Source organism: Paenibacillus sp. FSL R7-0312 (genome assembly GCF_038004445.1).
Lineage (GTDB): Bacteria > Bacillota > Bacilli > Paenibacillales > Paenibacillaceae > Paenibacillus_AQ.
Genome location: NZ_JBBORE010000001.1, coordinates 7,151,191 through 7,173,312, shown reverse-complemented (window position 1 = coordinate 7,173,312; position 22,122 = coordinate 7,151,191). Strand labels below are relative to the sequence as shown.

Sequence of the window (22,122 nt, the reverse complement as noted above, 5' to 3'; positions counted from 1 at the left end):
CCTCTTGAAAGTAGGAATAATGGGAGGAACCTTCGATCCTCTGCATATCGGCCATATGATGGCCGCGGAAACCGCGCGGGAGAGCTACGGTCTGCATGAGGTCTGGTTTATGCCTTCGCATATTCCGCCCCATAAGCATGAGGCCGGAGCAACGGGCGAGGACAGGCTGTCTATGGTCCAGGAAGCGGTTAAGGACCATCCCTCATTTGGCATCCTCGACTGGGAAGTGGTCAGAGGCGGAGTGTCCTATACCCTGGAAACGGTGATCAGCCTGCAGGAGGAATATCCGCAGCATGAATTCTTTTTCATTGTCGGAGCGGATATGGTTCAGTATTTGCCCAAGTGGCAGGGGATAGAGGAACTGGTACAGAGACTGACCTTCATCGGTGTCGGCCGGCCGGGGACTCCGCTTGATCTTGGTCTGCTGCCCGGTTTCATTGCGGAGCGGGTAGTGCTGGCGGATATGCCGCTGGTGGACCTCTCCTCTACAATGCTCAGAGCCCGGGCTGCCGAAGGGAAATCCATCCGCTATATGGTGCCGGACGCAGTCTTTGAATATGTTCAAAGGAGTGGATTGTATGGGGTACAGCCGCGAAGCGCTGATTGAAGCGGTTTCTGACCAGATGCCGGACAAACGCTGGAAGCATACACTCGGCGTGATGGAATCCTCTGTGAAGCTGGCGCAGCGTTATGGCGCTGATCCTGAACGTGCCGAGACAGCGGCAATTCTGCATGATGTCGCCAAGTATTGGCCTGTAGAGCGGATGCGGGAGATCATTGAACAGAACGGGTTATCCACCGAGCTTTTGAAATACGACAAGCAGCTATGGCATGCCGAGGTGGGCGCTTTTGCCGCTGAGCATGATTATGGAATTACGGATACTGAGGTACTGAATGCCATCCGCTACCATACTTCAGGTCGGGAGAACATGAGCCTGCTGGACAAAATCGTCTGCCTGGCTGATTATATTGAGCCTGGGCGGGACTTCTCCGGTGTGGATGAGATACGCAGGCTGGCCAAGGTCAGCCTGGAGGAAGGGCTGATCGCAGGACTGGATTCCACGATCAGCCTGCTGCTGGAGAAGCGCCGGATCGTGTTCCCGCTTACGGTGCTGGCGCGCAACGATTTAGTAAGAATACTGGAGGATAAAATATGAGTGTACAATCAAACAAACTTCTGGAGCTGGCGCTGAATGCCGTTCAGGACAAAAAAGCAATGAACGTGGTGGCACTGGATCTGCGCAGCGTGTCGCCGATCAGTGATTATTTCATTATCTGCCACGGTAATTCGGATACCCAGGTGCAAGCGATTGCTACTGAGGTTCGCAAGGTAGTTCATGAAGCCGGAGGAATGATCAAAGGCATCGAAGGGATGGACGCAGCCCGCTGGGTACTGATGGATCTTGGGGATGTTATCGTCCATGTCTTCCACCGCGATGAACGCGAATATTACAACATCGAGCGTCTGTGGTCGGATGCCAAGGTTGTGGAAACGGTATGAGTCTGATAGCTGGAACTACGGTTATGCTTGAAGTGATGCGGGAGGTATCCCCTTACGGATACTTCCTGAGCGCCGGTGACCAGGATATCATGCTTCACTACACCGAGCTGGTCGGCAGCAAGCCGAAGATCGGTGACAAGGTTGAAGTGTTCATCTTCTTCGATACCGAGGACCGTCCTGCAGCTACAATGAAGAAGCCTTACCTGACGCTGGGCGAAATGGCGCTGCTTGAAGTGGCCGATATTCATCCGCGTCTGGGCTGCTTCCTGGAGATGGGGCTTGGACGCCAGCTGCTCCTGCCCATTGGCGAGCTTCCGGAGCTGGTGGAGCTGCGTCCGCAGATCGGCGATAAAGTGTTCGCCATTATGGAGCATGACAAGCAGGGGCGTCTTCGTGCCAAGCTGGCCGGAGAGCAGGAGCTTGCGCCGCTGGCGCTGCCCGCACCTGAATCATGGCAGGGACAGACTGTAACGGCGCGGGTGTATAAGCCGCTTCAGATGGGTACCTTTGTCCTTGTAGATGCAGGTGTCCTCGGCTTCGGCATCATCGGGATGGTTCATTCCTCTGAGCGCAGCCGGCTGCTGCGTCTGGGAGAAATGATTGAAGCACGGGTTGCCCATATCCGTGAGGATGGCCGCGTCAACCTCAGTATGGGCCACCGCAAGGAAGTAGGCCGTGATGTGGATTCAGCGGCACTGCTGGACTTCCTGGCTACCCGTCCGGGCGGCGGCATGCCGTATTCGGATGCAACGCCTCCGGATATTATCAAGCAGCGCTTCGGCATCAGCAAGTCAGCCTTCAAGCGTGCGCTGGGCAAGCTGATGAAGGAAGGCCTGGTTACCCAGAAAGAGAACTGGACCTATCTGGCCGGCAAGGAAGAGGCAGATTCGGAGCCTGAATCTGACAACCAATAGTTTTCTGACAACCAATAGTTTATAGAAAGCGGTGTACGCCAGTGTCCTCCTATGGGAAATTTGCTTATGTATACGATGAGCTGATGGCGGATATGCCATATCCGGATTGGCTGACCTTTGCGGAGACGGCATGGAGCAAATACGGCAAGCCGTCTACGGTAGCCGAACTCGGCTGCGGTACCGGCAGCCTGACCATTCCGCTGGCCGCGGCAGGTTATCATATGACGGGGATTGATCTCTCTTCGGACATGCTGGCGGTGGCACAGCGTAAGCTGGAGCAGCAGCCGCAGGGACGGCGTTTTTTACGGGAAGGCAGTGTACGCTGGGTTAGACAGAATATGAAGGAATGGGAGATGCCGGAGCCTGTAGATTCGGTTATTTCCTTCTGCGATTGCCTCAATTACGTACTGGAAGAACAGGATGTAAGGGACGTATTTGTCTGTACCTATGCCGGACTTAAGCCGGGCGGAACCTTCCTGTTCGATGTACATCATCCGAATACGCTGACGCGCTACGAGGAAGAACAGCCCTTCGTGCAGGATGAGCCGAACGTATCGTACATCTGGACCTGTGAGCTGGACGTACCGCGCCGGGAGATTGAGCATCACCTGTCCATCTTCGCCCGTGAAGAGGGCCGCCAGGATGTGTACCGGCGTTTTGAAGAGACGCATACCCAGCGCGCCTATGATCCGGACTGGATGAAACAGGAACTGCTGAAGGCCGGTTTCAGCGATGTTAAGATCTATGCGGACTTCGAGTGGATCGAAGCTGACGATTCCGCCCAGCGGCTGTTTTATGTAGCTGTGAAATAAACCTTATGTATACAGCGGTCCTTACCCGTAGGAGGGTGGGGGCCTTTTTGTTGTTTCTTCTATTTGGATTCTGATAAAAGGAACCGGCCCGTGCATCCGCACGGACCGGCCATCTTTCAATGTTTTTACCTGTGTTCGAACAAATCGATGGTGCCGAGTACAATATGCGCCAGACCAAATCCAAGAATGCCTGTTGCAGCCATTTTATATCTGCTGCCTAAAAAAGCTGCGCTGGAAGCAGTTACTACGGTTCCAAGAACGGCGGGTATCAACCCTTCACGCATTCGAAACACTCCCTCACGGTAGTTTGAAAGACATTCGTTAGTGTGGGTTACGGAGGGGACAATTATACGGGGAGTTTAGCGCAGCGGCGGGCCGGAGGATTCGGAGAATGCGGGGGACGCTAAAACATCATAAAAAAGACCATCCTCTTGAGCGGAGAATGGTCTTTCTGCCTTGCAGAACCTGTCAGTCCACGGCCCCCGCCGTGGTTACACGGCTGGAAGGAGCTTCAACCTCATGAACATTGTAGAGCACACGAGCCAGCAAATCCTGGCTATAATTGCCGAAATGCTTGCCGTAAATGGTTAAGCCACGTTTGTTCACCGGCTTGTCGGTGACGGCAATGCGGAAGGTCAGCTCGCTTTTGTAATCCAGCTTGATATCATCGAGGGTAATATCCGAGATGCGGCAGCCGTCAATGAAGCTTCCCTCATTATTGATCCGGATCAGCTTCAGCATTCCGTACTGATTGAGGTGAGGAGGCCACCAGTCAGGATTGAAGGTGCCGCGGGCATCACCGAAGTCTCCGGGACTGGTCCAGAAACCGATCTCAATCCCGTTTACATAGAAATACAGGTCGGAAGGATAATTATCGTTGAAGCCTGGTGCTTCAGAGCCGATTTCCATGGAGAACTGGATCTCCCGGAAGGTCTGGTTCGCTTTGAGATAATTAGGGATCCGGTATTCCAGGAATCCTTCGGCCATCCAGATAATCTCGGAATCAATCCGCTGCGGATCGGCGAAGTAACGCGGCTCGTCGAAGTCGCCGATAATGCTGTCTTTGGTTGCCAGTCCGCAGGTAGGGACAGCCTGATAATTGCTGTAGTGGCCTACCTGAATTTCGACCTCGTACAGATTGTCAACATCCTTGCTGCGCAGATCTACCATCAGCTTATCTTTATTCAGATAGCAGACCTTCTGGATCCCATGCTTGCCTACTGAGGTATTAATCTCGATTAGGCCGCTTTCCTCCAGCTTCTTGATATGCATCGTAATTGCACCATTGCTGAGATTAAGCTTCTTGGCAATTTCATTGAGGTTCAGCGCCTGATTCGTGGCCAGCAGTTCGAGAATCTGGATGCGGATTTCGGAGCTGAGCGCCTTGAAAATATCAATCCCGCTCATCAGATCTTTGATATAAATCATATTTAGGGTACCTTCTTCCAGTGAGGTCATTAGAAAAAAACTATTTTATAAAATTATAAACTAATTGAGCCTAAAAGGAAAGCATTCTTCCTTTATTTGTACATTATAATTAAATTTAAGCTAAATATGAAACGAAAAGGATTTTTATTTTATATTTTTATAAATGAATAAAGCCGATAAATTGCGAAAAAAGCCTGTTATATTCAGTAACTATATCTTCAAAGACTTTTGATTCAAATATATATGAATAGTTTTATATTTATGTGTTTACAGTGATCTTTATATATGTTATTTTATATCTGTAAGCGAATACATTCAAATGTTTTTTAATTATTTTAATAATATATGAAACGTAAGTCGTAAGATGAGGTAGCTTGAACTAACAAACCTGTATACGGTTACTTTAGTTCTTCTATATAGCATTATAATTGTTCAGCAAATCCTAGGAGGGGTTACAGTGTTAAAGAAAAAGGGCTGGTTTACACTGCTGTCGTTAGTTCTGATGGTATCAGTTATACTTACAGGCTGCGGCGGGAACAACAATGCATCATCCGGTAGCAATAGCGGAGGCGAAGCCACTGCAAATGCCGGCAAGAATGATTCGAAAGAAACCAAAAACCTTACCTTCATGTTCCGTGGAGGAACCGATGAGCAAAAAGCCTATGAAGGTGTCGTGAAGAAATTCGAAGCAGACCATCCGAACGTCAAGGTTAAAATTGTCGTTACTGCGGCAGATCAATATGCTACCAAGCTGAAAGCATCTATTACAGGCAACAGCGTGCCGGACGTATTCTATTTTGAATCCGGGGACCTGAAGGCTTATGTGAACAGCGGCGTGCTGCTGGACCTTACCAGCTATGTAGAGAATAACCCTAATATCGATTTGAACAACATTTGGAAATATGGTGTGGATTTGTACCGCTACGACGGCACTATGGCCGGACAAGGCAATCTGTACGGAATGCCTAAAGATGTTGGCCCATTCGCACTCGGCTACAACAAAACGATGTTCGAAGCAGCAGGCATACCTCTGCCGGACAAAGACAAACCCTACACTTGGGATGAATTCATCAAAGTGGCCCAGCAGCTGACGACCGATAAAGACGGCGACGGCAAGCTGGATCAATTCGGCGCAGGCTTCAACGTGCAATGGGCATTGCCATCCTTCGTATGGAGCAACGGGGCTGACTGGATCGATGCTACCAAAACAAAAGTAACGATTGATGATCCGAAATTTATCGAAGCTCTGCAGTTCTTCACCGACATGCAGCTTAAATACGGTATTACGCCGTCCACAGAACAAGCACAGACACTGGATACCTACCAGCGCTGGATGAAAGGCGAAATGGCCTTCTTCCCTGTAGGCCCTTGGGATATGAGTACCTATGAAACACTGCCTTTCGATTATGATCTGATTCCTTATCCTGCAGGCTCCACAGGCAAATCCGCTACATGGACCGGATCACTTGGTATCGGTGCTTCCGCCAAGACCAAACATCCGGATGAAGCTGTAGAGCTGATCAACTATCTGACGGCATCCAAGGAAGGTATGGAAGCGCTTGTTAAGGCTAAAGTACAAATTCCGAACCTGATTGATATGGCTACCGAGTGGGCTGCAGATACAACAACAAAACCAGCCAACAAAGAAGAGTTCCTGCAGGTGGTTAACGAGTACGGAAGAGTGCTCCCAGGTCATTATACTTACAATGCTGAGTGGTATAACCTGTTCTACACCGATATCCAGCCGGTTCTTGACGGCAAGGTTACACCGGAAGAGTATGTGAAATCAGAGCAGCCTAAGATGCAGAAGCTGCTTGATAAAGCAGTGGAGCAGGAAGCTAAATCCAAGAAATAAGCTGTACACCATAGTTCTAAACCAGAATAAAAGTGATGCGGGGTCTCCTGTAACAGCGGACCAGCATCACTTTGTTCTGAACTATCTGAATTTGAGGTGATTGTAATGAGCGCTAAGTCAGGCCTCTACCGGAAGGAGAAAATCTACGGATTTCTGTTTATTCTTCCTCCGCTGCTGGGACTACTCATCTTTACGCTGTATCCGATGATTTATTCGATCTATGGCTCATTTACGGATTGGGATGGACTTGGACAGATGAACGTAATCGGCCTGAGTAATTTCACCGATCTTTTGACAGATGAGCTGTTCCATAAGGCCGTATTCAATACACTCTTCATGATGCTTGGCATTCCAATCGGGATTACGCTCGCATTGCTGCTGGCGCTGGGCCTTAACCGGGGCGTGCCCGGCACTACAGCATTTCGGGTAATCTATTATGTTCCGGTCATCTCTTCACTGGCGGCAGTGTCCATTATGTGGAACTGGGCTTACAACGGTGACTATGGACTCGTGAACCAGTTCCTGGACCTGTTCGGCATTAGCGGCCCGAACTGGATGGCCAATAAATTCACCGTCAAGCCTGCGCTTATCATAATGGCGGTGTGGAAGGGACTCGGCTATACAATGCTGCTCTATTTGGCAGCGCTGCAGAGTGTCTCCAGATCCTATTATGAAGCGGCTGAGCTGGACGGAGCGAACGGCTTCCAGTCGTTCCGGCATATTACCTGGCCGATGGTGCGTCCGGTAACCTTCTTCATTATCGTTACCAATATTATCGGAGGATCGCAAATTTTTACCGAGATGAACATTATGACCCCGACAGGCGGTCCGGAATATGCTTCGGCTTCCGTGGTGTTCTACATTTGGCAGAAGGCCTTCGGCAGCTTCCAGATGGGTTATGCCTCCGCAATGGCGGTAGTACTCGGCGTGTTCATATTTGTCGTGACTCTTATCCAATTCCGAATGAACGAGAAACAATCGTTCGATGTCGATTGATCTGAGAGAGAGGAGACCCTAAATATGACGAGCAGAAGAAGAGTTACCAATACCATCATATTCGTTCTACTATTAATCGGCGCGGTGTTCATGATCGGCCCGCTGCTCTGGATGCTGTCCACCTCATTCAAGGATAAGCAGGATGTGTTCGCCCTGCCTCCAGTGTGGATTCCCAGTCCGTTCCATTTCGATAAATACAGTGAAATCTGGGATGCTGGCCCGCTGCTCAGCGGGATCAAGAACAGCTTGATCATTGCAGTGACTGTGACCATTGTCGGCACGTTCACTTCCAGTCTCGCGGCGTTCTCCTTTTCCAAATTGCGCTTTCCCGGTAAAAACAAGATTTTCCTGTTAATGCTGTCTTCACTGATGATTCCGTATCCGGCAGTTATGATTCCGCAATTCTTCATGTTCTCCAAGCTGGGCTGGATTGACACCCTGCTGCCGCTGATCGTTCCGGGTCTGTTCGGCAATATCGTGATGATCTTCTTCCTGCGGCAATATTTGAGCAGTGTGCCTAACGCAATCATTGAAGCGGCCAAAATCGACGGAAGCTCGTATTTCCGCCTGTACAGCTCGATCACCTTCCCGCTGATCAAACCGGCGGTAGCTGCACAGCTGATCCTGTGGTTCATGGGCATCTGGAATGACTACCTGTCTCCGATCATCTACCTGAATTCACCGGAGAAGCAAACACTCCAGCTGGTTATCGCCAACTTCAATGCGACCTATGCAATCCAGACGGACTATCCGCTGATTATGGCAGCTTCGATTATTGCCCTGCTGCCGATGCTGATTATCTTCCTCGTGTTCCAGAAGCAGATTATTGAATCTGTAGCCATCTCCGGAGTAAAGGGGTAATGGAAATGTTAGATCCTTTAAGCGGCACAGGAACTGGACTGAAGTTCCCCTCCTCCCCGGGAGAGTTCAAAATGTACGACACCTCTATTCTTGATCAGGAGTCACAGTGGAGTGTACATAACGCGCATGATCCGGGGATCATTAAGACCGGGGAAGGTTACTATGTGTTCTCTACTGATGTAAGAGTCGGCGGGGAACTGGTGCCTGGAGTCATGGTCCGTAAATCAGAGGACCTGATCCATTGGCAGTGGGTACAGTACGCGCTTCCAGGTATCCCTCAGGTAGCCTTGGACTGGGCGAACTCCGTGAATCTATGGGCGCCGGATGTGGTAAAGGTGAACGGCAGATACCGGATGTACTATTCGGCCTCCTCGTTCGGCAGCAGGCAATCGCTGATCGGCCTGCAAACTGCAGCGCATATCGAAGGGCCCTGGGAAGACGAAGGTGTTGTCATTAAGACCCGCGGCGAGGACCCGGTCAACGCCATTGATGCCAATGTACTTGAGTGTGCGGATGGGCGGATGTGGATAGTTTACGGATCCTTTTTTGGCGGGATTCATATTACGGAGCTGGACCCTGATTCGGGCAAACCGCTGGAGGATGGCTTCGGCAAGCTGCTTGCCGTCCGTGACAAGGCTACGGAGGACGGGGCAGTAGAAGGCCCTTATATTATCTACAATGATCAATTCAAGCAGTATTATCTGTTCCTGTCGTATGATTCGCTGTTTGAGGATTACAACGTCCGCGTAGCCCGTTCGAATTCTATTACAGGCCCATATCTGGATGCGCACGGCTGCGATGTAGCCGATATTACACATATGCCGCAGCATGAGGTCGGAGTCAAGGTGATGGGCGGTTACCGGTTCGGAGAAGATCCGGGTTGGATCGCGCCGGGGCATAACTCGGTTCTGAACGATAACGGCAGCTATTACATGGTGCATCATGCACGGGGCGGAAGTGACAAGCTGTGGCCGTACCTGCATATCCGCAGAATTCTCTGGACCGCAGAGGGCTGGCCGGTGGTTTCACCTGAACGTTATGCCGGCGAGACGCAGCAGAATATTCCTGCAGCGCTGATCCCGGGAGAGTGGGAACGGATCGTTCATGATCCGGGGGTAGACGGCCAGGTGCAGTCCGTTCCGCTGAAGCTGTTCTGGAGTGGAGAACTGTCGGGTGAGCACGGACAGGGACACTGGACCCATGATGGGGAGCAGACACTGACGCTGGTCTGGAGCCGCCTTGCAGAGGGTGAAGGACACGTGGAGAAGGTGCAGCTGCTGCCTGCCTGGGACTGGGAACAGCAGAAGCCGGCTTTGGTATTCACCGGCATGAATGACAACGGGATTTGCAGCTGGGGTAAGCAGAGCTCCTGAGAAGAATGTATACATGGAGCAGGAAAGGATGGAGAAGAGAACGATGACTAATGTGAAGGTAAGCACAGGTCAAGGGGCAATCAGGATCAGCCGCCATCTGTACGGGCATTTCGCCGAGCATCTCGGCAGATGTATCTATGAAGGTCTATGGGTAGGTAAGGATTCGCCGATTCCGAACACGGATGGTATACGCAATGATGTGGTTGCCGCATTGAAACAACTGGATATTCCCGTTCTCCGCTGGCCGGGCGGCTGCTTCGCCGACGAATATCACTGGAAAGACGGCATCGGCCTGCCTGAAACCCGTAAACGGATGATTAACACTCACTGGGGCGGTGTGGTTGAGAACAATCACTTCGGCACCCATGAATTCTTCCGCCTGTGCGAGCTGCTGGAATGCGAGCCGTATATCTGCGGCAACGTGGGCAGCGGTACCGTTCAGGAAATGTCGGAATGGGTCGAGTATATGACCTCTGACGGTGAATCTCCGATGGCTAACTGGCGCAAGGAGAATGGCCGGGGGCAACCTTGGCAGCTGAAGTATTTCGGAGTCGGCAATGAGAATTGGGGCTGCGGGGGCAATATGCGGCCGGAATATTATGCCGACCTGTACCGCCGTTATCAGACCTATGCGCGCAATTACGGTGACAACAAGCTCTACAGAATTGCCGGAGGCGCCAATGTGGATGATTACAACTGGACGGAAGTGCTGATGCGCGAAGCCGGACATTTCATGGACGGGCTCAGCCTGCATTCGTATACAATTCCGGGAAGCTGGGAAGAGAAGCGTTATGCGCTTGGATTCGATACGGATGAATGGTTCGAAACGATGAAGAAATCACTCCATATGGATGAGCTTATTACCCGGCATTCGGCGATTATGGACCAATATGATCCCGGGAAGCGGGTAGGATTGATTATAGATGAATGGGGGACCTGGTTCCTCACCGAGCCGGGCACCAATCCCGGATTCCTGTATCAGCAGAACACGCTCAGAGATGCGCTCGTGGCCGGAATACATCTGAACATCTTCCAGAATCACAGCAGCCGTGTGCATATGGCCAATCTGGCACAGATGGTCAATGTATTGCAGGCGCTGATCCTTACGGAAGGTGAGCAAATCCTGCTGACCCCTACCTATCATGTATTTGAAATGTACAAAGTTCATCAGGATAATGAGCTGCTTGCAGTCGATTTCACCAGTCCGGAATATACCTGCGGCGGAGACTCGATTCCGCAGCTTAGCGTATCGGCTTCCCGGGATGAGGCGGGGGTCATCCACATTTCCCTCTGCAATATGAGCCATGCGGATAATGCCAGTCTTGCTATTGAGCTCCCCGGTGTCACTGGTTCTGTAAGCGGGAAGATTCTGACGCACAGCGATCTGAATGCCCATAACACCTTCGAGCTGCCGGAGGCGGTAGCTCCGGTACCCTTCGAAGGCGCCCGGTGTATGGATGGAGTGCTGCAGTGCCAGCTCCCGCCGGCGTCGGTTGTTGTCCTGACCCTGAGACAAAAAGCTCAAGACCAAAGGAGAAACCATGATGAGCACAAATAGAGAATACAGTAATCCGATTGTAGAGCAGCGTGCTGACCCCTGGATATACAAGCATACAGACGGCTATTACTATTTCACGGCTTCCGTGCCGGAATATGACCGGATCGAAGTGCGCAGAGCTGCAACCATAGAAGGACTTAGAGAGGCGCTGCCAGTAGTAGCCTGGCGCAAAGAGGAGAACGGCCCGCTCAGCGCCAATATCTGGGCTCCCGAAATCCACTATATTGATGACAAATGGTACATTTATTTCGCGGCTGCCCGGACCACGGAAACAAAGGAAGGGCTGTTCGACCACCGTATGTTCGTGCTGGAGAATGCTTCGGCGAACCCGTTGGAAGGGGAATGGGTGGAGAAAGGCCAGATGAAGACTGCCTGGGAATCCTTTGCTCTGGATGGCACTTCATTCGAACACATGGGAGTTCGATACTATGTATGGGCGCAAAAGAACCCCGCTATCGAAGGGAATTCTAACCTGTATATCTCGGCCATGGCTAACGGCTGGACGTTAACAGGTCCGCAGACCATGATCGCCACGCCGGAGTATCCGTGGGAGATTATTGGCTTCCGGGTGAATGAAGGCGCAGCTGTTCTGAAGCGTAACGGCAAGATCTTCATAAGCTTCTCGGCCAGCGCGACCGACTATAATTACTGCATGGGACTGCTCACCGCCGATGAAGACAGCGATCTGCTGGATGCCGCCTCCTGGACCAAACATCCTGAACCGGTCTTCAAGACGAGTGAGGAGAACGGGCAATACGGCCCGGGGCACAACAGCTTCACGGTCGATGAGAACGGTGAGGATGTGTTAATCTACCATGCCCGCAACTATAAGGAGATTACCGGAGATCCGCTCTACGATCCGAACCGCCATACCCGGGCCCAGCGCCTGCATTGGAATGAAGACGGCACGCCGGATTTCGGCGTACCGGTGAAGGACGGCGGGAAGTAACGGACCGGTTCCCGTGACCCGGAGCCGCAATGGCAGATGACAGGCCTGCGGATGCAGAAAGGTTCTGCTATATAGAGTGAACTTAAGTTCAGCTTATATAGACACAAACATCCCGCAACCCTGATAGGGGAGCGGGATATTTTGCGTCTTGCTTTTATCTGATGGGTTATAACTGTATTTGGTACAACTAAAGTCACCAGTTATTGCGCGGTAAGTATTATAGTTGTATTCTCTGCAATTATATTGACCTTTGTGCCGCAAAGGAGCACTTTTCGCTACTTTTAGTTGTACAGAATACAATTAAGTGGCCGAATTTGCTTGCTGGCCGTCTTTTAAGTGTACGGAATACAACTATCGGTGAGAGAAGCTAATCTTAAGATATTCTTGATTACCCCACCGTTTGTGTGGGAGTTCCGAGTGGTTTTATTGAGTTCATGCGATATCCTGCACAAAATACAACATTTTCCTCAGGATATCGGTCCTAATCCAAGATTGTTGTAGGAAATACAACATTTCTCCTCCCCCAGGCGGTTTAGCCGGATAATTCTTGTATTTCGTACAACATTCCTCCCGAACAGCCAGATATATAGGGGGCCAAGTTGTAAAACGTATAGGCGTGTTGATTTCCCAAAAAAAGGGACGAAAAAGGCCGCCATTTCGGGTAATGGTAAGTACGACCAAACCAAACCGAAATGAGGCGACCTCATGAATAAATATACCCCATTTTTAGCCGTTTTCAAACAAGTGTTAACACCGGAAGAAGTCCAAATGGTGACCGGACAAACCGAGGACTACGTGGATAGAGGAACCAAAATGACCGTCGGGTTGCTGCTCGATTACTTTGTCCAAGCCTGCTACCACAAATGGGACGGATTCCGGCAGAGTGCCCGCTTAGGCCCAAGCTTTGACTTGCCAGAAATTCATTACTCCACCCTTTCCGGCAAGGCCGGTGAAGTCCCTTACGAAATCTTCAAACGTATCTTTCAACTGCTCGTCACGAAATGTAACCGCCAAACCCGGCGGCATTTGAACCTTCCTAAAGATCTTTTGCTGATTGACTCGACTACGGTCACGGCAGCGAACTCTCGAATGCCTTGGGCCTCGTACAAAAAATTCAGAGGGGGTATTAAGCTGCATGTTGCTCTTTCGCATGGCCAGCGTTCACCCCTGAACGTGAAGGAATCGATCGCGAAGCGCAATGACGCTCCGTTTGGAGAAGTCTTGGCAGATACGGACTACATTTTGGTACAGGATCGGGCGTATGGAAAAATCAGCAGATTGGATCAATATGTGCTCCAGGGCCAGTCGTTTGTGATTCGGCTCAAAGACAATCTCCATTTGGTGAAGCCAAGAGAACTCCAGCGACCCGCAGAGGGAGAAACGAAAATTGTTCGTGATATTACTTGTTATATCGGTCAAGGGAAGTGCCAATCTGCTCAGCGCCACCGGGTCGTAGAATTTGAAAATGACCGGGGTGAAGTCGTACGGGTCGTGACCGATTTGAGAAAAGAGTCCGCTCATGTGATCGCTGAAATCTACAAGGCACGCTGGGAAATTGAAGTCTTTTTCCGCTGGATTAAACAGCATCTGAACGTGCCATGTCTATTTGGAACCACCGAAAATGCGGTATACAGCCAATTGTTTGTGGCCCTTGCTGTCTATGTGCTTCTGAAACGCGTTTATGATGAAATCCACCCCAACGTGCCTGCCTTTGCTCAACTGACCCTTTGGGAATTTATGCAGCATTGGCGTATATTTAGTCTTCCGCTGGAGTGGCAGGTTCAACTTAGTCTGCTCAGGAACAAAGGGGTTTTGGGGATTATATCCATCCCATAATATGGGGAATCAACAGGCCTGTAAAACGTACAACATTTATGCCTAGGTGAAGCTCTGTGCCGCGAATTGTGGATTGAAATTAGCGCCGCGGCACTTCGAAGACATAGTGCATTTCTAGTGTTTCTTGCCATCTATAGGAACCGTTATGGACTTGTTATAAGTCTTAATGTAGTGGAATCCGTCCAGCAGCAGGAGCTGCGGCGCCTCCTCCGTATTGAACGAATACGTCCGCTCCCACAGGATGTTGCCGTTCTTCAAGTCCCATGGACGGGACTGGGATATAGAAGTGACGGGAACTGTGGTTCCTCCGGCTTGGACAGCTAAAGTCTCCGTGTCAAGGAAGGTGAACTGCTTCCCGGCGATCACGATATCATAGCCGTAACCAGTCCGGGTGACGCTTCGAATCCAGAGCTTCTCCTCGCCAAGCAGGATGGAGCGGTCAGAGGGCGCAGCCAGGGAGACAGGCTGCTCTATTTGCTCATATCCGGTGAAATTATCGAGTACCAGTTCAACAGTTTGCAGCTTGTCTGTCGGGAGTACATCGTATTCGATTTCAAATTCCGTAAGTCCTGTTTTGCCGGAACGTGCCGACCGCATGGACCAGTAATTCACTTCAATCCCATTCACATAGAGCTTGGTTACAGCCGAAAATCTCGGAGTTTCCCCATCTTCCAGTTCATAATGCCCCTTCACAAGGGTTGAAGTTGGAGAAGCTGTAATAGAGTCATAGTGGACCGTTCCCTGATCCACCGGAACAGCTTGGGAAATATCCGCTGTAAGCAGGCTTTTCATGGCTTTGTTCGCTTCAAATTTGAAGGAGACAGGATAGTGTGCCACTGTCCCATTCTCCAGCCGCTCGCTGAAAGTAACGGTCAATGTTCTGGAGAAAGGGCTGGCCGGCTCGAATTTGAATACTCCCTCGTAACGGGTACCGTCTTTGCTGCCTCCGCCGCTCCCCCCCAGAGGATCTGAATCCGTCAGGAACCCTTCCAGTTTATCTACTCCGTAACGGAGAGAATAGTTGCCGGCAGGGAAGTCGCCGGTATATATACTACCTGAAGCCGGATCAATGCTGTAATACATCGTCAGGGCGTTGTCGTCCGCAATCACCCCGTTAATGGTAATAACCGTTCCGTCATCTAACGTTTTGCTTTTATGGACGCTTTGACCGTATCCGTGGTCCGCCAATTCAGCGAAGGCCATGGTATCCAGCTCGCTTTTACTAAACAGCTTCCCGCCGTAATATGCAAATGCAGGATATTGATAGATGCCAACCGTCAGAATAAAGGCTGCAACTGCTGAGGCAACCCAGGTTTTCACTCTAATCCGGGTTCTTGTCTTCACAGGAACGCGCTCAAGCGCTGTTCGAAGTCTGCCCTCAAGTTCTGATGGGGTCATGATCTGCTGATGCTCCTGTAATCTCTCCTCGATCGTTCTCATAACGGTCACCTCCGATCATGGCTTTTAGTTTCTGTATGCCCTGCGAGATTCTTGACTTGATTGTACCCACCGGTGAATCGGTCATCTCGGCAATTGTCTGATAGGGAAGATCATGAACATAGCGGAGTTCAATCGCTTCCCGTTGCCGCGGATTCAGGTGAGCAAGCAACGCCGACATGTCCAGCTCAGACTCCGTATAGCGGTAGGGGTTATTTGCGGTCCATGCGGCAAGTGAAGGCTCCCGGTCGTCTTCGTCGTCCAGAGGAAGATAACGCTCCTGCTTGCGGAGGACGGTCTTGCAGCGGTTCACGAGTATCGTTTTGCTCCAGCTGTAGAAGGCCTCCCTATTGTTCAACTGCCCCAGCTTCTCGTAAAGCGTAACAATCATGTCTTCCATGACATCCATTGCATCATGCTCATTTCCCATATAACTGTAGGCAAGCCGGTAATAAGCGTCCTGTTCGGCCAGGATTAGTTCTAGTAATGCTTCTTTATTGCCCCGCTGTGCCTGTCTGACCAGACGGCTTACATTCATGTTCTCACCTCTTTCATAGATAAGAGTCCGCAGAGGTTCTAAAAGTTCATTGTGCACAAAAAAATCTCCACAGCCTGAACAGCTGCTTCTGCTTCATGTTCTGATGTTCTTGAGCACTACAGCCGCCCGTCATAACATGATACCCACAGACAGGGAAGTACTGTAGGCGCAAAAAAGCCACAGCTGTTGTTAACAACAGACTGTGGCTTGGGGAGATGACAGAATAGGTTATCAGACTAACGTATCACTTAAGGTGTGTATTGCTGCACGATGGAGACGATCTGCCCGTTCTGGATGGTGATGTGGTAAGGAGATTGGCTTAGATCGAAAACATCAGTTTTGGCAAATTCCTGAGTGAACTGCTTCAGGCTGAGCGCCTCGTTCCAGTTAATGTCCAGTTCCTCAATATTACCAGTGTGGTCGTAGATCTGCATAGTTACTTTGGCATTAGGGGCTACCGGGTAGGAAGTCAGCGAATCGCTGTCATTCACGATATAGTAACCGTCGGGTACACCGCCGATTTCGGCTGCGGCTTCAGGCTCACGTTCAGCGAAGATAGCATCGGCTGCCGCACCTTCGTACCATGTAATTTCGTCCCCGGTAAGGGTGGTTTGACCCTTATTGGTTTCGAGTGCGTGTATGTAAACCGTCAAGTGCTGGATATGATCGCTGCTCTGGGCTTCTGCGGTCTTCATGGTCGTGCTGGCCGTAGTCACGAGGGAGAGGAACAACAGGACCAATACAGGAAACAGATAGACATTTTTGTTTTTTAACATTGTGGAATTTCCCCCTTGGCGTAATATGACACGGTGTAAGTCTATATACCTAATTACCCTTCAGTATAGTTCTCAAACGTGTTCATACCCTAATAACGTTGATTTTCAAGAAATGTTGCAAATAAATTTTCAAATCTCTCTGCCAGAGCCACTCCAATTATTGGGTTGCTTACCTCCAGCAACCTCCCGTTGCCAGTCACCGTCGTATAAAGCCTTCATCCGGGGCATATTAAGTTATCCAACTATCGGCTGAGAGGTGACTGGGGTTGAAGGAGATCTGGCAAATATACAAGAGAGATTGGCTGAGGCTGTTCAGGATACCTGTAGCCATGCTGCTGATTACAGCGCTTGTTGTGCTGCCTTCAGTCTATGACTGGGTGAATGTGGCGGCCGTATGGGACCCGTACAGCAACACCTCCGGGATCAAAATCGCCGTAGCCAGTCTGGATGAAGGTGCGGCCGTGCAGGGTACAAGCTTCAATATCGGTGCGGAGGTACTGGAAAGCCTGCGGAGCAATAAGTCACTCGGCTGGAGGTTTACAGATGCGGAGGCTGCAGTGGACGGGGTGCGGCGGGGGGATTACTATGCGAGTATTGTGATTCCGGCAGACTTCTCTGAGCGGATGACCGGAATTCTTGAAGGTAAGCTGGAGAAGCCGGAGATTGAATATACCGTTAATGAAAAAATTAATGCGATTGCTCCAAAAATTACCGCAAAGGGTGCTTCCACGATCACCACGCAGATCACCGAGCACTTCACGGAAACGATCAGCAGTACGGTTCTGACCGCCCTGCGCGGGGTAGATGAGGAATTCCAGTCCGAGCTGCCCGCGATCCGCAGAGTGGAGGCCGGGCTGTTCAAACTGGAGGCGGAGCTGCCGGAGATTGAGCGAGCCGGAAGGCTGGTACTGAAGCTGCAGGAGGATTGGCCGGAGATCTCCTCGTCTGCGGAGCGGATTGCCGGACTGGCCTCCAGGCTCCCCGAGGTAGAGCAGGCGGGAAAAGCCGTGGAGCAGATCGACGAATATTGGCCGCAGATTACGGCTGCCGCCGGACATCTGGAGGAGCTGCAGGAGAAGCTGCCCCGCATTGAACGTGCTGCCCTGCTGGTATCCGAGCTGGATTCGAACTTCAGCAAGGTGGACGGTGTGCTGGACCGGGCGGAGGTCCGGTTGGAAGAGGCCGCAGCCGCAGTGGACACTGCGGCCAAGGTTCTGCCGCAGGCTGACCGGATCACCGCTGCCGGCAGCAGCTTCGGGCTTGCGCTGCAGCAGTTCCTGGCCGGGAACGGCACAGCCTTTGCGGCTGTCCCCGGGGTTGTGCAGCAGAACTTGTATCTGCTGCAGCAGGCCGGGGAAGCGGCCGTGCAGTTGACCGCGCAGCTGCGGCAAGATGCCGCGCAGCCAAGTGAAGCGCTGCGGCAAGACGCCGCGCGGTCAAGTGAAGCGCTGCGGCAAGGTGCTGCGCGGTCAAGTGAAGCGCTGCGGCAAGACGCCGCGCAGCCAAGTGAAGCGCTGCGGCAAGACGCCGCGCGGTCAAGTGAAGCGCTGCGGCAAGACGCTGCGCGGTCAAGTGAAGCGCTGCGGCAAGACGCCGCGCAGCCAAGTGAAGCGCTGCACCAGAGTGCGGTGCAGCAGGAACCCGCGCAGCGCTCTGCTGCGCGGCAGCTGCAGCTTGCCTCGGCCCGGCTGGCCGCGGCAAGCGAGGGGCTCGCCCACACAGCGCAGCTGCTGGGCGCCCTGAACACACTTGCGCCCGGGACCGCGGGCGCAAGTGATCTCCGCGCCGTCGAAGCGGCGCGGAAGCCCTATGCCGCCGCAGCTGCGCAGGCGGCGGCACTGGCACAGGCTGCGCAGGCAGGCGCGCAGCCCACGGAGGCTGAGCTGGATCAGCTCAGCCTGGTGGCAGGGCAGGCGGGAGCTGCCCTGGAGGGGGTTATCCCGCGGTACAACGCGGGAATTCTGCCCGCAGCGGAGCAGGTGCTGCAGCAGCTGACTGCGGATGCGGGGAATGCCGCGGCAGCGCTGCAGCATATTCCGCAGCGGCTGGCTGCGCTGGACACGATACTGGAGGAAGCGGGGACCGCCATCCAGTATGGACAATCCGGCCTGGCTGCCCTGCGGCAGGATTTGCCAGCCATCCGCGAAGAGGTGCATAACGCAACGGGGGGTATGACAGAGAAGATGGCGGCATTCAGCAATCTGGTCACTAACGTACTTCCGCGTATTAAGGAAGGACTGCCGGGGGCCGGGGCGCAGATTCACGAAGCGGCCGAATTTGCCAGAACCGGACTGCCTGCGGCGGAGGTGAAGTTCCGCAAGGCAGCGGATTTCATTACTGCCGGATTGCCGCGGGCAGACCAGGGAGTGGAACGTGCGGCGGAGCTGGTGCGCAGCGATTTGCCTGCGCTGGTGGCAGGCGTCCGCAAGGCGGCAGCGACGCTCCGCGATATCAAAGAAGAGGTCGATCTGGAGGAGATTGCCCAGCTGCTGGGCGGGGATATCCAGAGCCAGAGTGATTTCCTGGCGAATCCGGTTGTACTGAAGCAGCAGACGTTATATCCGATTCCCAACTATGGATCGGCGATGACGCCTTTTTATGTCGTGCTGTCCCTATGGGTAGGCGGTACCCTGCTGATCTCGCTGCTGCGTACAGCTGTGGATACCGGCGGAATCCGCTACCTTGGGTATCAGCTCTATTTCGGACGCCTGCTGACTTTCCTTACAGTCGGGATTCTTCAGGCGCTGGTGGCGGTTCTGGGTAATATCTTTCTGCTAGGCTGTTATGTTGCTGACCCGGTCTGGTTTGTCCTGTTTGCCGTACTGATCAGCGTGGTATTCGTGACGATAGTCTTCACGCTGGTCTCGGTGTTCGGCAGTATCGGCAAAGGGATTGCCATCGTATTTATGGTGCTGCAGTTCTCCAGCTCCGGCGGAACCTTTCCTATTAGTACCACCGGACACTTTTTTCAGGTACTGAATCCGTTTATGCCCTTTACTTATGCGATCAGCCTGCTGCGTGAAGCTGTAGGCGGTCTGCTGCCGGAGGTAGCGATCCGTGATGCGCTGCTGCTGGTCTTGTTCGGCGTGCTTGCGCTGCTGCTGGGACTTACGCTGCAAAAGCCGCTGCAGGGCTTCATCCGCAAAGCGGCCGCGCAGGCAGAAGAGTCTAAACTGATTTCGTAGATAAAATGGGGATATATAACATTTATTCCGTCTTTGTCAACCTATTTTGAACCGTTCAAACCGGATTGACCTGTATAATTGGGGGACTTATTATATAGGAATATCTGGATTAATATTCGAATATATGGTTTTTTGAGGGGCGGTATTGGTTTGCATCATAAGACTACAATTCAAGCGGAGCTGGCCGCTTTCCTAAGAAATGAAGGAATGACGATTAATCAATTCGCAGGGGTATCCGGCGTTAACTCCGGAACACTGAGCAGTATTATTAACGGCAACCGTCCCATTGCCATGCAGCAGCTGGACCGGATTACCTCCGGAATGGGGCTGGCTGAAGGGGCGTTCTACGAACTCTATATAGATGAATGTGTCATTCATTCCACACCCGACTGGCGGCGTCTGGGCCCGTTCCTCCACCGCTGCGCGGAGCTGAACAAACTGGAGTGTATCCGGCAGGTCGTCCTTATTATAATGGACAATATTACATATGCTCCTGTGCTGTTTGATACAGCGGAGCAATTCTACGGACAAGGCAACTATCAGGCGGCGGCTCTGCTCTATGAAGGGGTTGCCGACAGTGAGAAGTACCAGCATTCGGAACGGCTGGCCTTATGTCAGTACCGGCTGTTCACCATTAGGGTCGGCCAGGACCGGGAGGCGGACTTCCGGGCAGCCACGCGGTTCGAATATTTCGTGGAGCGGCTGGATGAGAGCGATCAATTAGGCGCTTTGCAGCAGCTGGCCGATGTCTATCTGTCATTACAGTACTGGGATAAGGTATGGCTGCTGGCCGAAGAGCTGTACCGTAAGACAGCGATTCAATATGAGATTAAGCATCACAAAGTCAGAAAGCAGAAAGAGCTGAAGGAACCTCCGAAGCCGCTATGCTTCTATATTTTATACGCCTACTGGCTGCAGTCCGTGGTATGTGACGGGCGCGGTGAATATGAGCGTGCTTTGCATTATGTAACCTTATATGCAGAAATGGACTGGATTGTGGAAGATTCAGAGGAAGTCCGGCAAATAAAAGAGTATTTCAGCAGTCAGGCAATAGTCAACACTTATCTGTTCCGTTTAATGTGCGGAGATTTGGAAGTGCTTCATAACTATGTGGAGTATATCGGCACGGGCGGCACCGGCCTGCTCCCCGGAATGCTGAAGGCCGTTCAGGCAGCCAACCGGTTTCACTGGAATGTGGATGAGCTGATCGGGCGGTTCCTGCCGCAGGTGGAGCAGGAGTGGTCTCCCCCGGGGTATGACAAGCCGGGAGCGGAACTGCCGGATAATTACGCGGAATTGCTCTATGAACTGGCGGGATATTACCTGCGTGCCGGGGAACAGGAGCAAGGATTCCGCTACGTATTCAAAAGCCTGGAGGCTTCGGCGGAACTGGGCAGCGAGACCTGTGTGATCCGCTGTGTGCGATTGTTTGAGCAATATCGGCCGCAGGCTTCGGCTGCGCAGCAAGAGGACTATAAGAAGCTGATCAATAAAGTACAGACTGCCCATGCCCGCAGACACATCGCGCCGGCAGGTAAATTGTAAGAGGAATATTATCCGCTATAGGCTTGCAACTATAGTAAAGCACCGTCCATTTCCGGGCGGTGCTTTAACGTGCAGGTATTTGCTGCAAATGGGAATTGCAGGGCGGGCTATGCCGTGCCGCTGATGCCGGCTGCATTAGAGATTTGGGCAGCGGTCCATCCGCTGACAGCCGAATAGAGGATTTTACCCTGTGCGGTCAGATCGTCGAGTGCGCGGAGCGTTGCTTCCACGGGGGTTCGTTATCGAACCGGTGGCAGAAATACACATCAATATAGTCCGAACCTGGGGCGGCGCAGACTGCTTGTTCACCTTCACCGCGGTTATAGGCATTAGCTGTATCAAAGAAATTGATACCGCATTCAAAAGCTTTGGCAACGCAGGCATCCGCCGCCTTCTGTTCCGCCGCCGTGCCGTAAGTAAGCCAGCTGCCCAGGCCGATTTCATTGACTTTAAGTCCTGTATTGCCCAGTTTTCTGTATTTCATCTTCTTTCCATTCCTTTCATAGTTTTTTTGTGCACTTTTTTAGGTTGTCTCTGTGTTTTTTCTGTTATGATGAG

19 protein-coding genes and 1 pseudogene are annotated in these 22,122 nt (G+C 52.0%); 14 read left to right on the top strand and 6 right to left on the bottom strand.

The genetic code is table 11. The annotated features are described in order from the left end of the window. Positions 1-4 precede the first annotated feature (4 nt). The 5 genes from MKX70_RS30995 to MKX70_RS30975 are packed head-to-tail and all read left to right on the top strand — an operon-like array spanning position 5 to position 3,227. Complete coding sequence (locus MKX70_RS30995) at positions 5-607, top strand: nicotinate-nucleotide adenylyltransferase (protein ID WP_042233854.1); 603 nt, start codon at positions 5-7, stop codon at positions 605-607. Next, positions 579-1,157, top strand: a complete 579-nt coding sequence (yqeK, locus tag MKX70_RS30990; protein WP_340789366.1) for a bis(5'-nucleosyl)-tetraphosphatase (symmetrical) YqeK — start codon at positions 579-581, stop codon at positions 1,155-1,157. The genes MKX70_RS30995 and yqeK overlap by 29 nt, the downstream gene beginning before the upstream one ends. Continuing rightward, positions 1,154-1,501 (top strand): ribosome silencing factor, encoded by a 348-nt coding sequence (rsfS, locus tag MKX70_RS30985; RefSeq protein WP_039308297.1) that lies wholly within the window; start codon positions 1,154-1,156, stop codon positions 1,499-1,501. The genes yqeK and rsfS overlap by 4 nt, the downstream gene beginning before the upstream one ends. Further along, positions 1,498-2,415, top strand: coding sequence for a CvfB family protein (locus tag MKX70_RS30980; RefSeq protein ID WP_042233858.1), 918 nt, complete (start codon positions 1,498-1,500; stop codon positions 2,413-2,415). The genes rsfS and MKX70_RS30980 overlap by 4 nt, the downstream gene beginning before the upstream one ends. Positions 2,416-2,456: 41 nt before the next feature. Further along, positions 2,457-3,227: a class I SAM-dependent DNA methyltransferase gene (locus MKX70_RS30975; RefSeq protein WP_042233860.1), complete on the top strand. Its 771-nt coding sequence runs from the start codon at positions 2,457-2,459 to the stop codon at positions 3,225-3,227. 125 nt (positions 3,228-3,352) lie between these two features. Here the strand turns inward: MKX70_RS30975 and MKX70_RS30970 are convergent, their stop codons facing one another. Then, positions 3,353-3,511, bottom strand: a complete 159-nt coding sequence (locus MKX70_RS30970; RefSeq protein WP_019912516.1) for a hypothetical protein — start codon at positions 3,509-3,511, stop codon at positions 3,353-3,355. A gap of 184 nt (positions 3,512-3,695) precedes the next feature. Next, positions 3,696-4,655 (bottom strand): ArsR/SmtB family transcription factor, encoded by a 960-nt coding sequence (locus tag MKX70_RS30965; protein ID WP_042233862.1) that lies wholly within the window; start codon positions 4,653-4,655, stop codon positions 3,696-3,698. A 457-nt stretch (positions 4,656-5,112) separates the two neighbouring features. Here MKX70_RS30965 and MKX70_RS30960 point away from each other — a divergent pair, with 457 nt between their 5' ends. The 7 genes from MKX70_RS30960 to MKX70_RS30930 all read left to right on the top strand — a co-directional run bounded on the left by MKX70_RS30960 (position 5,113) and on the right by MKX70_RS30930 (position 14,083). Beyond that, positions 5,113-6,510, top strand: a complete 1,398-nt coding sequence (locus MKX70_RS30960; protein ID WP_042233865.1) for an ABC transporter substrate-binding protein — start codon at positions 5,113-5,115, stop codon at positions 6,508-6,510. Between the two features lie 105 nt (positions 6,511-6,615). Further along, positions 6,616-7,506, top strand: a complete 891-nt coding sequence (locus MKX70_RS30955) for a carbohydrate ABC transporter permease (RefSeq protein ID WP_042233868.1) — start codon at positions 6,616-6,618, stop codon at positions 7,504-7,506. 24 nt (positions 7,507-7,530) lie between these two features. Then, positions 7,531-8,367: a carbohydrate ABC transporter permease gene (locus tag MKX70_RS30950; protein WP_340789361.1), complete on the top strand. Its 837-nt coding sequence runs from the start codon at positions 7,531-7,533 to the stop codon at positions 8,365-8,367. A 5-nt stretch (positions 8,368-8,372) separates the two neighbouring features. After that, positions 8,373-9,740 carry an arabinan endo-1,5-alpha-L-arabinosidase gene (locus tag MKX70_RS30945; RefSeq protein WP_445323691.1) on the top strand — a complete coding sequence of 456 codons (1,368 nt, stop codon included), beginning with the start codon at positions 8,373-8,375 and terminating at the stop codon, positions 9,738-9,740. Positions 9,741-9,783: 43 nt separating this feature from the next. Beyond that, positions 9,784-11,298, top strand: a complete 1,515-nt coding sequence (locus tag MKX70_RS30940) for an alpha-N-arabinofuranosidase (protein ID WP_445323729.1) — start codon at positions 9,784-9,786, stop codon at positions 11,296-11,298. Then, positions 11,285-12,247: a glycoside hydrolase family 43 protein gene (locus tag MKX70_RS30935; protein WP_042233873.1), complete on the top strand. Its 963-nt coding sequence runs from the start codon at positions 11,285-11,287 to the stop codon at positions 12,245-12,247. The genes MKX70_RS30940 and MKX70_RS30935 overlap by 14 nt, the downstream gene beginning before the upstream one ends. A gap of 705 nt (positions 12,248-12,952) precedes the next feature. Continuing rightward, entirely contained in the window at positions 12,953-14,083 is a 1,131-nt protein-coding gene (locus MKX70_RS30930; RefSeq protein ID WP_340782749.1) for an IS4 family transposase, read from the top strand. Positions 14,084-14,197: 114 nt separating this feature from the next. Here MKX70_RS30930 and MKX70_RS30925 read toward each other — a convergent pair whose 3' ends face one another. The 3 genes from MKX70_RS30925 to MKX70_RS30915 form a co-directional block, all read right to left on the bottom strand. After that, positions 14,198-15,523 carry a DUF4179 domain-containing protein gene (locus tag MKX70_RS30925; RefSeq protein ID WP_340789358.1) on the bottom strand — a complete coding sequence of 442 codons (1,326 nt, stop codon included), beginning with the start codon at positions 15,521-15,523 and terminating at the stop codon, positions 14,198-14,200. Continuing rightward, entirely contained in the window at positions 15,462-16,058 is a 597-nt protein-coding gene (locus tag MKX70_RS30920; RefSeq protein ID WP_340789356.1) for an RNA polymerase sigma factor, read from the bottom strand. Before MKX70_RS30920 ends, MKX70_RS30925 begins: the two co-directional genes overlap by 62 nt. Before the next feature lie 248 nt (positions 16,059-16,306). Further along, complete coding sequence (locus MKX70_RS30915) at positions 16,307-16,834, bottom strand: hypothetical protein (protein WP_340789354.1); 528 nt, start codon at positions 16,832-16,834, stop codon at positions 16,307-16,309. 266 nt (positions 16,835-17,100) lie between these two features. Here MKX70_RS30915 and MKX70_RS30910 point away from each other — a divergent pair, with 266 nt between their 5' ends. Then, a complete protein-coding gene (locus MKX70_RS30910; protein ID WP_340789352.1) occupies positions 17,101-20,019 on the top strand; it encodes a YhgE/Pip domain-containing protein in 2,919 nt (972 codons plus the stop codon). Positions 20,020-20,169: 150 nt separating this feature from the next. Beyond that, the gene (locus MKX70_RS30905; RefSeq protein WP_231637802.1) at positions 20,170-21,564 is read left to right on the top strand and encodes a helix-turn-helix domain-containing protein; all 1,395 of its coding nucleotides are present in this window, start codon (positions 20,170-20,172) and stop codon (positions 21,562-21,564) included. A gap of 122 nt (positions 21,565-21,686) precedes the next feature. Here MKX70_RS30905 and MKX70_RS30900 read toward each other — a convergent pair. Then, positions 21,687-22,048: pseudogene (locus MKX70_RS30900) on the bottom strand (aldo/keto reductase); the annotation flags it as partial. Positions 22,049-22,122 lie beyond the last annotated feature (74 nt).

Bases quoted from the DNA above. Each gene is read 5' to 3' on its own strand.
- yqeK (WP_340789366.1), top strand. From the start codon at position 579: ATGGGGTACAGCCGCGAAGCGCTGATTGAAGCGGTTTCTGACCAGATG.
- rsfS (WP_039308297.1), top strand. From the start codon at position 1,154: ATGAGTGTACAATCAAACAAACTTCTGGAGCTGGCGCTGAATGCCGTT.
- MKX70_RS30980 (WP_042233858.1), top strand. From the start codon at position 1,498: ATGAGTCTGATAGCTGGAACTACGGTTATGCTTGAAGTGATGCGGGAG.
- MKX70_RS30970 (WP_019912516.1), bottom strand. From the start codon at position 3,511: ATGCGTGAAGGGTTGATACCCGCCGTTCTTGGAACCGTAGTAACTGCT.
- MKX70_RS30965 (WP_042233862.1), bottom strand. From the start codon at position 4,655: ATGATTTATATCAAAGATCTGATGAGCGGGATTGATATTTTCAAGGCG.
- MKX70_RS30955 (WP_042233868.1), top strand. From the start codon at position 6,616: ATGAGCGCTAAGTCAGGCCTCTACCGGAAGGAGAAAATCTACGGATTT.
- MKX70_RS30950 (WP_340789361.1), top strand. From the start codon at position 7,531: ATGACGAGCAGAAGAAGAGTTACCAATACCATCATATTCGTTCTACTA.
- MKX70_RS30945 (WP_445323691.1), top strand. From the start codon at position 8,373: ATGTTAGATCCTTTAAGCGGCACAGGAACTGGACTGAAGTTCCCCTCC.
- MKX70_RS30940 (WP_445323729.1), top strand. From the start codon at position 9,784: ATGACTAATGTGAAGGTAAGCACAGGTCAAGGGGCAATCAGGATCAGC.
- MKX70_RS30935 (WP_042233873.1), top strand. From the start codon at position 11,285: ATGAGCACAAATAGAGAATACAGTAATCCGATTGTAGAGCAGCGTGCT.
- MKX70_RS30930 (WP_340782749.1), top strand. From the start codon at position 12,953: ATGAATAAATATACCCCATTTTTAGCCGTTTTCAAACAAGTGTTAACA.
- MKX70_RS30925 (WP_340789358.1), bottom strand. From the start codon at position 15,523: ATGAGAACGATCGAGGAGAGATTACAGGAGCATCAGCAGATCATGACC.
- MKX70_RS30920 (WP_340789356.1), bottom strand. From the start codon at position 16,058: ATGAATGTAAGCCGTCTGGTCAGACAGGCACAGCGGGGCAATAAAGAA.
- MKX70_RS30915 (WP_340789354.1), bottom strand. From the start codon at position 16,834: ATGTTAAAAAACAAAAATGTCTATCTGTTTCCTGTATTGGTCCTGTTG.